At 71.2% G+C, this 13,124-nt stretch carries 13 protein-coding genes; 8 read left to right on the top strand and 5 right to left on the bottom strand.

The features are described from left to right. Positions 1 to 10: 10 nt before the first annotated feature. Positions 11 to 730 (bottom strand): dienelactone hydrolase family protein, encoded by a 720-nt coding sequence (locus tag LUW87_RS15165; RefSeq protein WP_232672035.1) that lies wholly within the window; start codon positions 728 to 730, stop codon positions 11 to 13. A 266-nt stretch (positions 731 to 996) separates the two neighbouring features. Here LUW87_RS15165 and LUW87_RS15160 point away from each other — a divergent pair, with 266 nt between their 5' ends. The 3 genes from LUW87_RS15160 (at position 997) to LUW87_RS15150 (ending at position 4,061) form a co-directional block, all read left to right on the top strand. After that, positions 997 to 1,806, top strand: coding sequence for an LPXTG cell wall anchor domain-containing protein (locus LUW87_RS15160; protein ID WP_232672034.1), 810 nt, complete (start codon positions 997 to 999; stop codon positions 1,804 to 1,806). A gap of 315 nt (positions 1,807 to 2,121) precedes the next feature. After that, positions 2,122 to 2,874, top strand: a complete 753-nt coding sequence (locus LUW87_RS15155) for an LPXTG cell wall anchor domain-containing protein (protein ID WP_232672033.1) — start codon at positions 2,122 to 2,124, stop codon at positions 2,872 to 2,874. A gap of 284 nt (positions 2,875 to 3,158) precedes the next feature. Beyond that, positions 3,159 to 4,061 carry an LPXTG cell wall anchor domain-containing protein gene (locus LUW87_RS15150; protein ID WP_232672032.1) on the top strand — a complete coding sequence of 301 codons (903 nt, stop codon included), beginning with the start codon at positions 3,159 to 3,161 and terminating at the stop codon, positions 4,059 to 4,061. 290 nt (positions 4,062 to 4,351) lie between these two features. Here LUW87_RS15150 and LUW87_RS15145 read toward each other — a convergent pair whose 3' ends face one another. Continuing rightward, entirely contained in the window at positions 4,352 to 6,079 is a 1,728-nt protein-coding gene (locus LUW87_RS15145) for a SulP family inorganic anion transporter (protein WP_232672031.1), read from the bottom strand. Between the two features lie 73 nt (positions 6,080 to 6,152). On the opposite strand from LUW87_RS15145, the gene LUW87_RS19355 reads away from it, so the two are divergent. From LUW87_RS19355 to LUW87_RS15130, 3 genes are all read left to right on the top strand, one after another. Beyond that, complete coding sequence (locus tag LUW87_RS19355; RefSeq protein WP_232672030.1) at positions 6,153 to 8,567, top strand: lysylphosphatidylglycerol synthase domain-containing protein; 2,415 nt, start codon at positions 6,153 to 6,155, stop codon at positions 8,565 to 8,567. Positions 8,568 to 8,687: 120 nt separating this feature from the next. Continuing rightward, entirely contained in the window at positions 8,688 to 9,440 is a 753-nt protein-coding gene (locus LUW87_RS15135; RefSeq protein ID WP_232672029.1) for an SCO6745 family protein, read from the top strand. A gap of 1 nt (position 9,441) precedes the next feature. Continuing rightward, positions 9,442 to 10,098, top strand: coding sequence for a nitroreductase family protein (locus LUW87_RS15130; protein WP_232672028.1), 657 nt, complete (start codon positions 9,442 to 9,444; stop codon positions 10,096 to 10,098). A 233-nt stretch (positions 10,099 to 10,331) separates the two neighbouring features. Here LUW87_RS15130 and LUW87_RS15125 read toward each other — a convergent pair whose 3' ends face one another. Together LUW87_RS15125 and LUW87_RS15120 are read right to left on the bottom strand one after the other, a co-directional pair. Continuing rightward, positions 10,332 to 10,721 (bottom strand): PIN domain-containing protein, encoded by a 390-nt coding sequence (locus LUW87_RS15125; RefSeq protein WP_232672027.1) that lies wholly within the window; start codon positions 10,719 to 10,721, stop codon positions 10,332 to 10,334. After that, on the bottom strand, positions 10,718 to 10,948 hold the full coding sequence (locus LUW87_RS15120) for an AbrB/MazE/SpoVT family DNA-binding domain-containing protein (RefSeq protein WP_232672026.1): 231 nt from the start codon (positions 10,946 to 10,948) through the stop codon (positions 10,718 to 10,720). The genes LUW87_RS15125 and LUW87_RS15120 overlap by 4 nt, the downstream gene beginning before the upstream one ends. Positions 10,949 to 11,420: 472 nt before the next feature. On the opposite strand from LUW87_RS15120, the gene LUW87_RS15115 reads away from it, so the two are divergent. Next, a complete protein-coding gene (locus LUW87_RS15115) occupies positions 11,421 to 11,558 on the top strand; it encodes a hypothetical protein (RefSeq protein ID WP_232672025.1) in 138 nt (45 codons plus the stop codon). Between the two features lie 113 nt (positions 11,559 to 11,671). Continuing rightward, positions 11,672 to 12,289 carry a TetR/AcrR family transcriptional regulator gene (locus LUW87_RS15110; protein WP_232672024.1) on the top strand — a complete coding sequence of 206 codons (618 nt, stop codon included), beginning with the start codon at positions 11,672 to 11,674 and terminating at the stop codon, positions 12,287 to 12,289. Positions 12,290 to 12,336: 47 nt separating this feature from the next. On the opposite strand, the gene LUW87_RS15105 is transcribed toward LUW87_RS15110, so the two are convergent. Continuing rightward, positions 12,337 to 12,936 carry a hypothetical protein gene (locus LUW87_RS15105; protein WP_232672023.1) on the bottom strand — a complete coding sequence of 200 codons (600 nt, stop codon included), beginning with the start codon at positions 12,934 to 12,936 and terminating at the stop codon, positions 12,337 to 12,339. Positions 12,937 to 13,124 lie beyond the last annotated feature (188 nt).

Below are 13,124 nucleotides of genomic sequence, written 5' to 3'. Positions count from 1 at the left end.
AGGCGCCGCCTCAGCCGAGCTGTCGGGTCAGGAGATCGAGGGTGCGCCGCCAGGCGTCGGCGGACGACGCCGGGTGGAACGAGCTGCGGTCCCGGCAGTGGAAGCCGTGGTCGGCGTCGGGGTAGCGCACCACCTCGGTGGGCACATCCGCGCCCTGCGCCGCGTGGCGGAGCTGCTCGACCTCGGCGACCGGGATGTGCGCATCGAGATCGCCGTAGAGCCCGAGCCACGGGGTCTCGAGGTCGGGGGCCATCTCGAGCAGGGAGGGCAGGCCGAAGCGACCTTCGGCGATGCCCCCGCCGTAGTAGGTGACGGCGGCGCCGAGCGGTCGCCGGGCGGCGGTGGCGAAGGCGACGGAGCCGCCCATGCAGAAGCCGATGATCGCGGTGCGACCCGGCTCGACCCCGCCCCGTGCGAGCTCGCTGATGGCGGCGTCGACGTCGGCGGCGATGCCGTCGCCGGTCATCGCGCCGATCACGGGACCGAGCTCGGCCAGGTCGTCGTAGCCGAAGACCGGCGACCCCGACCGGTGGAACAGCGCCGGGGCCACCGCCCGGTAGCCGGCCTCGGCCAGGTCCGCCGCCACCTGGGCGATGTGCCCGGTCAGTCCGAACGCCTCCTGGATCACCACCACACCTCCGCGAACCTCTCCCGATGGTTCGACGGTCAGCGCCGGCACGGTGCCGTCGGGTCCGGGGATCTCGATGCGGGTGGGGATGAAGTCGGCCATGGGGCCAGCATGGCCGACCGCCGCCGCCCTCGCCGGCTGCCCGGCTGGTGTGCCACATGTCGCTACGGTCAGTGGCCGCCGCCCGTATCCTGGCGCACCCCTTCGGACGATGTTTCAAGTGGAGACCACAGAGAGTGGTCGCCGGGGAGGCGATGATCCACCCGGAAATCCCTTGGCCGCCGTGCGGCCGGGTGGGGAGCCACTGGCGAAACCGGCCCCTTTCCATCGGACCTCCGGCCACCGGTCGGAGGGGAGAGGAGGCGGTCATGACCCGCACGATCACCCTCCATCGAGGCGGCCTCGCCGCCCGCTCGGTGGCGATCTTCGCCGCCATGGCCCTCATCGTGTTCGGTGGCGTCGCCCTGACGACGTCGGCCGGCGCCCAGGTCGGCTACCCGATCGTCGTTCCCGTCGAGGACACCAGCGCCCAGACGTGCGCCAGCCTCGGGGCCATCCTCGTCGCCGAGGGCTACCTCGCCGAGGTCCCCGACTGGACCCAGGTGAAGGTCGACCCACCTCGCGACACGACGGTCGGCCCGTTCACCGTATCCGCCATGGACAACGCCGAGCCGCCGAGCTTCGACTGGTCGTCCACCCAGCCGATGAACATCGTGTTCGTCAAGAGCGGGACGGGGGCCTCGCAGATCTACCTCTACGACCCCGCCACCGGGGCGACCGGCGGCACTGGCCTGACCACCGCGAACGGCAAGCAGATCAGCAACATCGTCGCCTGCTACGGCACCTTCGCCACCACCACGACGGTGGAGCCGACGACCACGACGGTGGAGCCGACGACCACGACGGTGGAGCCGACCACCACGACGGTGGAGCCGACGACCACGACGGTGGAGCCGACGACCACGAGCAGCGTCCTCGGGACCACCACCCTTCCCGGATCCACCACCCCGGTGGCGCCCACCGCGGGCGCCGAGGTGCTGGGAGCGACCCAGGCCCCGGCCGTCGAGGCCCTGCCCTACACCGGCGACGAGACCGGATGGCTGGCTGCGGGGGCCGCCGCCGTCCTGCTGGGCGGCACCTTCCTGGTGCTGTTGGCCCGGCGCCGGCTGCTCACCTGAGCGCACTGCCCCCGTCGGCGGAAGACCTGGTCTTCCGCCGACGAGGCGCGTCGGAGCCCTCCCCCGGCGCAGTGGTCACGCCTTGTGGTCGGATGGACACGACGCGAGACCGTTGGCCGGCTTTCTTCCCGAGGGGGTATCGCGACCGCCCAGCGTGGCGATGACAACCGCATCCACCCCGATCTGGCGGTGGACGGGGAGACGTGGATCCGCCCGGGTGTGACTGGTCGCTTCTGGCCGGGCGGGGAGTCAGAGCGAAACCGGCCCCTTCGCTACCGTCCGGTCTTCGTGCCGGACTCCCACAGGAGCTTCCTCATGGCACACGATCACCTTCGGCCAACGGCGCGGATGTTCGCCACGCTCGGTGCGGCTCTCGCGCTCGTCCTCGGCGTGCTCGCGCTCGGCGTCTCGCCGGCCGCGGCTGGAGCGGGCAGCTCGATCCCGTTGCACAATGACACCGCCGGTGCCGAGAGCGACTGCCCGGGCACGGTCGAGGACTACTGGCACTTCGTCTTCACGCCGAACGACGACTCGGCGGCGTTCGACACCATCACCTTGAACCTCGACGGGGACACCGTGGTGTTCTCGGGCGCCCAGATCATCCCGAACGGGTCGCAGCAGGACAACGTCTTCGTGGCTGTCCCCGATGGCTACGCCCTCGGCGACCTCGTCGCGTCGGGCTCGTCGGCCACCTACACGGGTGAGGCGCCGAACATGTTCGTGCTGAGCCACGTGTGCGTCGGCACCGGCACCACGACCACCACGACGGAGTCGACGACCACGACGACCGAGGCGACGACCACCACCACCACGACCGAGGCGACGACCACGACGAGCGTGCTGGGGACCACCACGGTCAGCACCCCCACCACCGAGAGCGCCCCGACCACGGCGGGCTCGCCCACCACGGGTGCGGTCCAGGCCGCCGAGGTGTTGGGCACGACCCAGGCGGCGGCGGGCCAGCTGCCCTACACCGGTCTGTCCGACGGATGGCTCCTCACGGTCGGTGCGGCCGTGCTCCTGGGCGGCACCGCCCTGGTGGTGCTCGCCCGTCGTCGCTTGGCCTGATCGACACGAACCGCAGTGACCCCTGCCACATCTGAGGGGGGTCGATCCACGAGATGGGCCGTCCGGCTAGTCCGGACGGCCCATTTCCGTTCCTTTTGTGGTTCAGGCCGTATCCCGACGTCGCTGGGTGGCGATTGCCCCTGTGACCGCCACTCACCGTGGCGGTCGGGGAGACATCGATCCGCCCGGTGCAACTGGTCGCTTAGGCCGGGCGAGGAGTCAGAGCGAAACCGGCCCCGTCGACGTACACGATCCGCACATGTCGGATCCGACAGGAGCCTGGAATGATTCGCACCCCCCTCTCTGTGGAGAACCCGATCACCCGCATCGTCGCCATCGTCGCGGCGATGGCCCTCATCACCTTCGGGATCTTCGCCTTCACCTCCTCCACCACCCCCACGGTGGCCGGCGCCGACACTCACGGCATCCCGCTGCACAACGACACCGCCGGTGCCGAGAGCGACTGCCCGGGCACGGTCGAGGACTACTGGCACTTCGTCTTCACGCCGAACAACGACTCGGCGGCGTTCGACACCATCACCTTGAACCTCGATGGCACCGTGATGGCGTTCTCGGGCGCCCAGATCATCCCGAACGGGTCGCAGCAGGACAACGTCTTCGTGGCTGTCCCCGATGGCTACGCCCTCGGCGACCTCGTCGCGTCGGGCTCGTCGGCCACCTACACGGGTGAGGCGCCGAACATGTTCGTGCTGAGCCACGTGTGCGTCGGCACCGGCACCACGACCACCACGACGGCCCCGACGACCACCACGACGGCCCCGACGACCACCACGACGGCCCCGACGACCACCACGACGGCCCCGACGACCACCACGACGGCCCCGACGACCACCACGACGGCCCCGACCACCACCACGACGGCCCCGACGACCACCACGACCGAGGTGCAGCCCACCACGACCGAGGCCCCGACGACGACGACCGAGGACACCACCACCACCAGCAGCGTGCTCGGCACGACCATCATCTCGACCCCGGAATCGTCCGCGCCGACCACCGCCGCCAACCAGCAGGCGGCCGAGGTGCTGGGCACGACCCAGTCGGTCACCCCGACCGGCGCCCTGCCCTACACCGGTTCCGAGAGCGGGCGGCTCCTCGTCGCCGGCGGCTCGGTGCTGGCCGGTGGCCTGCTGCTGGTCATGCTGGCCCGTCGCCGCAACGCCTGATCCGCTTGAGCTGACCGACGTCGACCGAGCACGACCGGAGGGCCGGGTGCGCCCTCCGGTCGTCCTCGCGCCCGCCGCGCCTCGCCGGGATTTTTCCGGGGCGGGCGTATCGCGACGGCGGGGTGCGGCGATGATCCATCCAACGGCGTCGCACGACGACGCCAACCGGTCCCGGGGACCGACGGAGTGACGAGTCCAGGCGTCGCTCCACGATCGGTCAGCCGGATCGCAGGAGGGGCCTTCGGGCCCCTCCTGTCGTCTTTTGGCCCGCCGATGGGCCCCTGGGTCGATCAGCTCCCGTCGTCTCGATCGGACGGGTTCCCGATGTCGTCGCGCTCGGCGCCGAGGATGGCGTCGACGGCGCTGCCGACCGTGGGGGCGAAGCGGTCCGGGTCGAAGCGATCGCCCAAGCCGTAGCGACGGAGGTGGTCCTTCACCGGGCCCTTCATCTCGGCGAGGATCAGCGTGATCCCCCTCGCGGCCAGGTGGTCGTCGAGATCGACCAGCTCGTCGACCGCGGTGGCGTCGATGTCGGTGATGGGCTCGGCGGCGAGGATCACCGTCTCGACCTCGTGCCCGGCGTCGGCCACCACGGAACGGACGTAGTCGCCGAACATGCCGCCGTTGGCGAAGAAGAGCGGTGCATCGAAACGCACGATCACGATGCCCGGGAGGCGCTCGCCCTCCGGGTGCCGACCGAGGTCGTGGTAGCCCCGCACCTCGGGGATGCGCCCGAGCTCGGCCCGGTAGGGACGCCAGGCCTGGTTCACGAAGGCCACGAAGGACAGCACCACCGCCACCACGATGCCTTCGAGGACGCCGATGACGGCGACACCGAGGAAGGCCGCCACGGAGAGCAGGCCCTCGGCCGGGTCGACACGCAGCAGGCGCACCACCGAGCGCACGTCGACCAGCGCGCTGGCGGCCACGATCACCACGGCGGCCAGGGCGGCGGACGGGAGGTAGCCGGTGAGGCCGGGGGCGACCAGGATGAACGCCACGATGAGCACCGCTCCGGTGATCCCGGTGAGCTGGGTGTGGGCGCCGGCCTGGTCGGCCACGGGGGTCCGCGACGAAGATGCCGACACGGGGAAGCCCCCGAGCAGTCCACCCGCCACGTTGGCGAGGCCCACCCCCCGCATCTCGTCGTTGCCGGCGACGTGCTCCCCCCGCCGTTCGGCGAACGTGCGCGACAGCACCCCGGTGTCGGCGAAGGCGATCAGGGCGATGCCCAGCGCCGGCCCGGCCAGCGAGGCCACGTCGCTCCACGTGATGCCGGACAGGGCCGGGGTGGGCAGGCCCTCGGGCAGGGCTCCCACGACCGCGACGTCGTCCTTCCATCCGAACGCGACGACCGCCACGATCGCGCCCACGACGGCCACGAGGACGCCGGGCACGCGTCGGTCGACCAGCCGCAGCCCGAGGATGGTGACCAGACAGGCCACCCCGATGCCCACCGCGGTGGGGTCGACGAGACCGTCGGCCACGCCCTGCGCGAGCTCCCGGAGGTCCCCGAGGAAGGAGTCGCCGTCGATCGAGAACCCCAGCAGCTTCGGGATCTGGCCCACCACCACGACGAGGGCGATGCCGTTGAGGTAGCCGAGCCGGATGGGTTTCGAGAGCAGATCGGTGACGAAGCCCAGGCGGAGCACGCCGCCGAGCACCAACAGGCCGCCCATCATGATGGCGAGGAGCCCGGCGAGCGCCACGGCCCGGTCGGCGTCGGCGGCGGCGAGGGGCACGATCGCGGCGGCGATGAGGGGAGCCAACGACGAGTCCGGTCCGAGCACCAGGATCCGTGACGGTCCGAAGACGGCGTAGGCCAGCAGCGGGACGATGGTGGCGTACAGCCCGGTCTCGGGGGGCAGGCCGGCGGCGACCGCGTATCCCATGCCTGCGGGGATGAGCAGTGCGGTGAGCACCAACCCGGCGAGCAGGTCCGAGCGGAGCCAGGCTCTGCGGTACCGCGCCGCGACGGTGAGGCCGGGAAGCCATCGGCGCAGGGGAGAGGCGGCCACGACCTCGGTCTACCAGTCTCACCTCGCCGGCCACGGTCCTCCGGCGCCGATCGGCGTCACGTATCGTCTCGCCGTGAGCACCGCCGCCCCACCCTCCGTCGCGGCGTCGGGCCGGCACCGGTCGGGTCGGACGTTCGCCGGGGTGTTCAACGTGGTCCCCGTCGGTGAGGTGCGCCGCCGCCCCAGCGACCTCACCCGGCTGCTCGGCTGGTCGTTCCTGCTCTTCCTCGTGTCGCTGTCGGCCGACGACCGCCTGCCCCTCGGTGGCTGGGTGTCCGACCTGATCGATGTCATCCCCGACGTCGCCCGCCCGCTGCTGTCCAACTTGTACCGGTGGGGCACGGTGGGGGTCGTCCTGGTGGCCGTGGGCACGGCCATCGGTCGTCGGCGGTGGCGCTTCGCCGCCGCGCTCGCGATGGTGGTCGGCGCCACGCTCGCGATGGGCCTCTGGCTCGCCGATGGGCTCGATCCCGGCGACCGTCAGCCCATCGGCGACGCCCCCTATCCGGCGGTGCGCCTGGCGCTCGCCGTGGGCGTGGTCGTCGTCGCCGAACCCCACGTGACCCGGCCCCTGCGGCGGCTCCTGCTCGCCGTCGTGTGGGTGGCGTCGGTCGGTGCCCTGGCCAGTGGCGACGCCAAGGTCGTCGACGTCATCGGCGGTGTCGCCCTGGCCGCCGGCCTGGCCGCCGTGGTCAACTTGATCCTGGGCTCGCCCGCCGGGTCTCCCAACGTCGACCAGGTCCGCAACGCCCTCGAGTCGCGAGGGGTCAGGGTCCGTGAGCTCCTGGCCGTGCCCCGGGAGGTCTGGGGGCAGACCCGGTTCACGGCCACCGCCGTCGACGGGAGCCCGTTGACGGTCTCGGTGATCGGTCGCGACGAGACCGATGCCCGGCTCTTCTCCAAGATCTGGCGCACGATCTGGTACCGCGATCCCGGGGCCCGGGTCTCACCCACGCGGGCCGGGCAGGTGGAGCACCAGGGTTTCGTGCTGCTCCTGGCCGCCAGCCGGGGTGTGCCGGTGCCCGCCCTCGTCACGGCCGGCACGGGCGGGGCGCGCGACGACGCCGTCCTCGTGCTCACCCGACCCGAAGGACGGTCGCTCGGCGAGTCGCCCGACGTCGACGACACCGTGCTCGACCGGTCCTGGGCCGCCCTGGGTGCCCTCCACCGCGCCGGCATCGCCCACGGTCACCTCGACGGCTCGGCGGTGATGGTCGCCGACGACGGGGACGTCACGCTCGTCGGGGTCGACCGCGGCTCGGCCGATGCTCCCACGGCACGCCAGGACCTCGACGACGTCGGCCTGCTGGTCGCGACCAGCGGCGTCGCGGGTGTCGACCGGGCCCTCGCCTCGGCCCGTCGGGCCCTGGGCGACGAGCACCTGGCTGCGATCCTGCCCACCGTCACGCCCGCCGCCCTCGCCGGACCCGACCGGGAGACGCGGGCCGAGACCAAGTCCCGCTGCGCCGACCTGCGTCGCCGGGGCGCCGAGCTGCTCGGCATCGACGTGCCCGAGCCCGAGGAGCTGCGCCGGGTCAGCCCCACCGACATCGTCCTCGCGGTGGGCACGGTCATCGGCGCCTACATGCTCATCGGTCAGCTCGCCGACCTGGGCGACGTGTGGTCCACCTTCACCACCGCCTCCATCGGGTGGGTGGTGGCCGTGGCGATCATCGCCCAGATGCCCGCGCTGGGCACCGGGCTGGCCCTCGTCGGGTCGGTGTCCCAGCAGGAGCTCCCCCTGCGCCAGACCACGATGCTGCAGCTGGCCAACAAGTTCACCGGGCTCGTCGGCGGCACCATGGCCAACCTGGCGCTGTTCACCCGCTACCTGCAGAAGCGGGGCATGGGGGTGGCGGTGGCCGTGTCGTCGGCCGCCCTCACGTCCATCTCCCAGTTCCTCACCCAGACCACCCTCTTCATCGTGGCGCTCGTGTTCAGCGCGACGGCGTTCAGCAGCGACGTGGGCGGCGACGACGCGGGGGGCTCCGGCGGGGGCATCGACCTGGGCACGGTGCTCTACGCCATCATCGGCATCGGCGTGGTGCTCGGCATCCTCGTCTCGGTGCCGCGCCTGCGACGCTACGTCGTGCAGAAGCTGGCCCCGCAGTGGCAGGCGGCCAAGGAGAACATCCGCGGGGTGATCGCCGAGCCGCGCCGGGCGGTGCTGCTCTTCGGCGGCAACCTGGCCGCCCAGCTGCTCTTCGCCCTCGCCCTGTGGGCCGCACTCGGCGCCTACGGCTACCACCTGCCGTTGTTGCAGCTGGTGGTCATCAACACCATCGCGTCGCTGCTCGGCGGCATCGCCCCCGTCCCTGGCGGCATGGGCGTCATCGAGGCCGGTCTGATCGCCGGGCTCACCTCCGCCGGGATTCCCGACGATGCCGCCGTGGCCGCCACCTTCACCTATCGGGCCTTCACGGCCTACCTGCCCCCGATCTGGGGCTGGGCCTCCTTGGCCTGGTTGCGTCGCCGCGACCTGGTCTGAGGTCAGCCTCCCGGAGCGCCCCACCCGGCCGGCACCGGGGCGAGTGGCGGACGGTAGGGTGCGGCTCGACCGCCTCGCGCCGCAGTGGTGTGGGGCCGACTCGCCATCCAGGGGGACATCGTGACCACACCCGAAGACGCAGCGCGCGCCATCGCCCGGCCCGTCGGCGACCTCGGCGGCGCCTTCATGCTCGACGGCGCCACCTACGCCAAGGGCGCCGAACTGGGCTTCTCCGGCATCGACTTCTACGTCCTCGGTCGGGGTGGCGCGCTCGGCGACACCAGCGCCGACGTGGTCGCCTCCGCCTTCCTGTACTGGAACCCCGGCCACGTGGCCACCCAGTGGGAGGCGGGTCGGGCCGTGATGTCCCCCGCCGACGGAGCGGCCGCCTGGGCCGACGTGTGCCACACCTACGGCGACACCAACCTCCCCGACGTCGACGGCCTCGACCGCCTCGGTGTGCTCGCCGGGAAGGTGGTGGCCGAGACCAGCCCCGCCGGCGCCCCGCTCTTCGCCGGCTGGCGCACCCTGGCCGTGCCGGGTGCCGACCGACCCAGGGCCCGGGCCCAGCACCTGCTCAACGCCCTGCGGGAGCTGCGAGGTGGCCTCCACGGTGGGGCCGTCCTCGCCGCCGGGCTGTCGCCCATCGAGGCGGTGGCAGTCAACGCCCCGGGCATGGCCCCGATCTTCGGGTGGGACCCCGACTCGTTGCCCGACGGCGCCGTCGCCGCCGAACGCTGGAAGGTGGCCGAGACGGGCACCGACGTGGCCATGGGCCGCGTGCTGTCGGTCCTCGACGACACCGAGCGGGCCGAGCTGGTCGAGCTGGTCACCGGCCTGCACAGCGCCTGGCTGAAGAGCAAGGAGGGCTGAGGTGGACGTCTACGAGGCCCTGTACACCACCCGGGCCATGCGCCGGGTGCGTCCCGACCCCATCCCGACGGAGGTGCAGGAGAAGATCCTCGACGCCGCCATCCGGGCCCCCAGCGGCGGCAACACCCAGAACTGGCGGTTCCTCCTCGTCGACGACGCCGACGTGAAGGCGAAGCTGGGGCCCATCTACCGCCAGGCCATGAGCTGGCTGTGGTCCAACTTCTACGCCGATCGCGTCGCCGCCGCCCACGCCGACCCCGACCTCGACGAGTCCAAGTCGTTCCTGGCCGTGCAGCGCTCGGCGCAGTGGCTGGCCGACCACTTCGAGGACGTGCCGCTCTACCTGTTCGCCTTCGCCCAGGGCGACCCGAGCGGCAGCTCGCTGTACCCCGCGGTGTGGAGCGCCCAGCTGGCGGCCCGCGCCGAGGGGGTGGGCACGTCGCTCACCCAGGCGTTGGCGTTCCACGATGCCGAGACCAAGGAGATCCTCGGCGTGCCGGCCGAGGAGGGCTGGCACATGGGCTGTTGTGTGTCCTTCGGCTACCCCACCGGGAGGTGGGGCGTGGCCGCCCGCCAACCGGCCCACGAGGTGTCGTTCCGCAACCAGTGGGGCCAACCGGTCGGCTTCGAGGTCCCCGAACCCCTCTGGGAGGGGTGAGCTCCTACTCTGCGCCCGTCCAGACGTGGTGTCGGCGGTCGCCAGCGCTGATCAGCGACCAAGAGTCGTGGCGCGCCGGCGGTCGAGAGACGCGCTCTGCCGACCCGTGGGCAGGGGCGGCTGCGAGGTCGTGGCCTCAGACCGACGGGGCGGAGTCTGCGGTGAGGCGCAGCTCCGATCCGGCTTCGCTCCGCCGAGTGAGGCGTCTCCGATCGCCGGCTCGGCGGCGACACCTACGTCGTTCGCAGGTCTCGCCACCGCCATGCGCAGTCCTTCACGAGAAGCTCTGGATCGCCGGTCCAGAGCTCGGCGTCGAGAGCCACGGCCTGGGCTGCCGCGAAGGCATCGGCGTAGGACATCGCAACCTCAGACTTGATGCGAGCGGCGTCGAGTACGAGGCGCTCGTCGGGTAGGCGCGCCTCCACTGCGTCACGCACGTCACGGACCGTGCTTCGAGCGGCATCGTCGCCGTGGAGCCGACGAAGCACGTAGAACACCTCGCCGAGGTTGATCCACGAGATCACGGGCCGGTCACGTTCCAGGAGCTCCTCGACCGTTCGAGCAGCTGGTCCGTCGTCCTCGAGCAGCCTCAGCACCGCCCACGAGTCCAGGACGACGCTCACCGGACGGCCTCACGATCCCGATCGGCACGACGTTCTCGTTCCAACTCGTTGGTCAGTTCCGAGGCGAGGAAGCGACCCCGCAGGTTCGCCGGACGACCCGCGCGGCGGAGGGCGACGTGGTCATCGTGGCGCCAGAAGCTCACCTCGTCGCCAGGTTCGATCCCCATCTCGTCACGCAGCTCCTTGGGAATCACGACTTGGCCTTTGGGGCCCACCCGGTGAGTCATACCAATTAGTATAACCACCGACCGGGACTGTCGAGGGTGCCCCGCAACGCCGGGAGTGCGGCGGTCTGAGGACTACCGCACTTGTTCGCCAGCCGCGCGCTGGCCGGCATCGTCGACCGTGTGGACGTCAGCACCGAGGGCGACGAGCTCTTCGCTGGACAGCTCGCAGCTCTGAAGTTCGGGCGTTCCGTCGCCGAGGGGCATCGCGACCATCACTGGACGAGGCCCCTCCTCGGCGGTGGTGGCGGTCAGGCCCGCTCCGATGGCCCACCCCTGCGATGGGAGTGGGGCGCCCCGTGCCTAGTTCGGTCCCGATGGCGCCTATGACCCAGGAGCCCCCGGTCCATGGCGAGCCGCGACGGCCGTCGAGGAAGGTGTCACGCCGCATTCCGATGAGTTCGTCGATGCGCTCACCGACGTCGCCCAGTACGTCTACGACACGTACGGCAGGTTCCCGAACACGTTCACGACGATGGTGCTGTCGGGCTTCGTGCAGGCGGTTCACCTCGACACAGGCTTCTACGACACCCACTACCAGCCAGGGGCCTACCTCGAGACCCACGCAGACCACATGGCACGCTGGCACGCCGACGACCCGGCAGCGAGCTGACCTCTCTCGCTCGATCGAGACGACGGCGCGGCGCGGTTCGGCCCGGCGCTATCGTCCGATCATCGCAATAATTACACTTGATGTGTAGTTGGTAGGCAGGGACTGATTCGGCAATGGGTCACATCGAGGAACCGCTCAACGTGCGCAGCCGTCGGACACGAGCCGCAGCACTCGATGCGACGTGGCGCCTGCTCGAGGAAGAAGGCCCCCGACGGGTGACCATGGCGGCGGTCGCTGAGCGGGCCGGCATCACCCGCCGCGCCCTGTACCTCCACTTCCCCACGCGGGGCGAGCTGCTCCTGGCCCTCCACCGCCACGTCGACGAGCAGCTGGATCTGGAGGGGTCCCTCGCCCCCGTCCTGGAGGCCCCGGACAGCGAGACGACGATCGCGGAGTTCAGCGCTCACCTGGCGCGGTACCACTTCAAGATCAGTCGTATCGACAGTGCCCTCCTCGGCGCGGCGGACTCAGATCCCGAGGTGGCGGCGCTCCTGGAGCACGCATCCCGGGTCTGGCACGAGGGATGCCGTGAGCTCGTGGGGCGTCTGGCGCGTGAAGACCGGTTGGCAGAGCCCTGGACGATCGAGACGGGGGCCGACCTGGTCTGGTCGTTCATGTTCCCCGAGACGCTCCAGCGCTTGACCGCTCAGCGAAACTGGAGCGTCGAGCAGTACCGCGAACTTCTCACCGTGCTCCTCAGCCGGACACTGCTCAACGGCGCTGGTGGATGAGCGGTCGGCCATCTGCGCGTCGCGCCGACCCGCAGATGGCCCGGGGCTCAGGTGACTCGTAGCTCGGCGTACATGCCTTGGGTGACGTGAGGCGGCCCCCCGTCGACCTGCGGCGGTCCGCCCTGGCTCTCGGCGGCAGCTGCCATGAACTCCGCAGGATCGGCTCCGACGGGGATGAAGCAGGTGATGAGGTAGCGGCCGGGCTCGATCAGTGTCCCGTCGCCGACGGCTGGGATCATCGGCGCACCGCCGGGCTCGGCCAGCAACACCGTCGCTGGTGCTCGGCCCGCGAGGAGCGCCGTCTGCTCGTCCTCTGGGAGCGCGAGCAACTCCTGTGCCGACCGCTCCTCGCCGTCGGGAAGGAGGATCGCCACCAGTTCGTGGACCTCGATGTCCGATGCGTTCACCACGGTCAGCTTGGTTCCGGCAGGGACCTCGTCGGGGAGGCCCTCGAAGCCGTAGTCGACCAGGGTGACTTCGACCGTGGTCGGACCGACGTCGGCGTTCGTCTCGTCGGCAGCGACTGGCTGAGCGGGCTCCGCCTCGTCGCTGCTGTCGCTGCTGCACCCGATCGGCACTGCCAGGGCCAGCGCGAAGGCTGCCGTCGCAGCTGTCCGTCCTTGCCACTTGTTCAGCGTGAGCTTCATCGATGTCTCCTTGCTCGTCGTGGACGGACTATAAACTACACATAATGTGTAGTTCATGGTGGGACGAGCGCGGAGATCCGACGGACCGCCTGGTCCGCCTCAGTGAACGAGGGTGGCGTGCCTCGTCGTCTCGATGCTGGCCACCGCGCCTGGTGCCGCGATCTCGGCTGCGGCAATGTCGCTTCGCG

The sequence above is a fragment of the Rhabdothermincola salaria genome (assembly GCF_021246445.1).
Lineage (GTDB): Bacteria > Actinomycetota > Acidimicrobiia > Acidimicrobiales > Acidimicrobilacustridaceae > Rhabdothermincola_A > Rhabdothermincola_A salaria.
Note: the sequence above shows the minus strand (reverse complement) of the source record. Positions and strands in the feature narration are given on the sequence as shown.

Bases quoted from the DNA above. Each gene is read 5' to 3' on its own strand.
- LUW87_RS15165 (WP_232672035.1), bottom strand. From the start codon at position 730: ATGGCCGACTTCATCCCCACCCGCATCGAGATCCCCGGACCCGACGGC.
- LUW87_RS15160 (WP_232672034.1), top strand. From the start codon at position 997: ATGACCCGCACGATCACCCTCCATCGAGGCGGCCTCGCCGCCCGCTCG.
- LUW87_RS15155 (WP_232672033.1), top strand. From the start codon at position 2,122: ATGGCACACGATCACCTTCGGCCAACGGCGCGGATGTTCGCCACGCTC.
- LUW87_RS15150 (WP_232672032.1), top strand. From the start codon at position 3,159: ATGATTCGCACCCCCCTCTCTGTGGAGAACCCGATCACCCGCATCGTC.
- LUW87_RS15120 (WP_232672026.1), bottom strand. From the start codon at position 10,948: ATGACTCACCGGGTGGGCCCCAAAGGCCAAGTCGTGATTCCCAAGGAG.
- LUW87_RS15115 (WP_232672025.1), top strand. From the start codon at position 11,421: ATGGTGCTGTCGGGCTTCGTGCAGGCGGTTCACCTCGACACAGGCTTC.
- LUW87_RS15110 (WP_232672024.1), top strand. From the start codon at position 11,672: ATGGGTCACATCGAGGAACCGCTCAACGTGCGCAGCCGTCGGACACGA.
- LUW87_RS15105 (WP_232672023.1), bottom strand. From the start codon at position 12,936: ATGAAGCTCACGCTGAACAAGTGGCAAGGACGGACAGCTGCGACGGCA.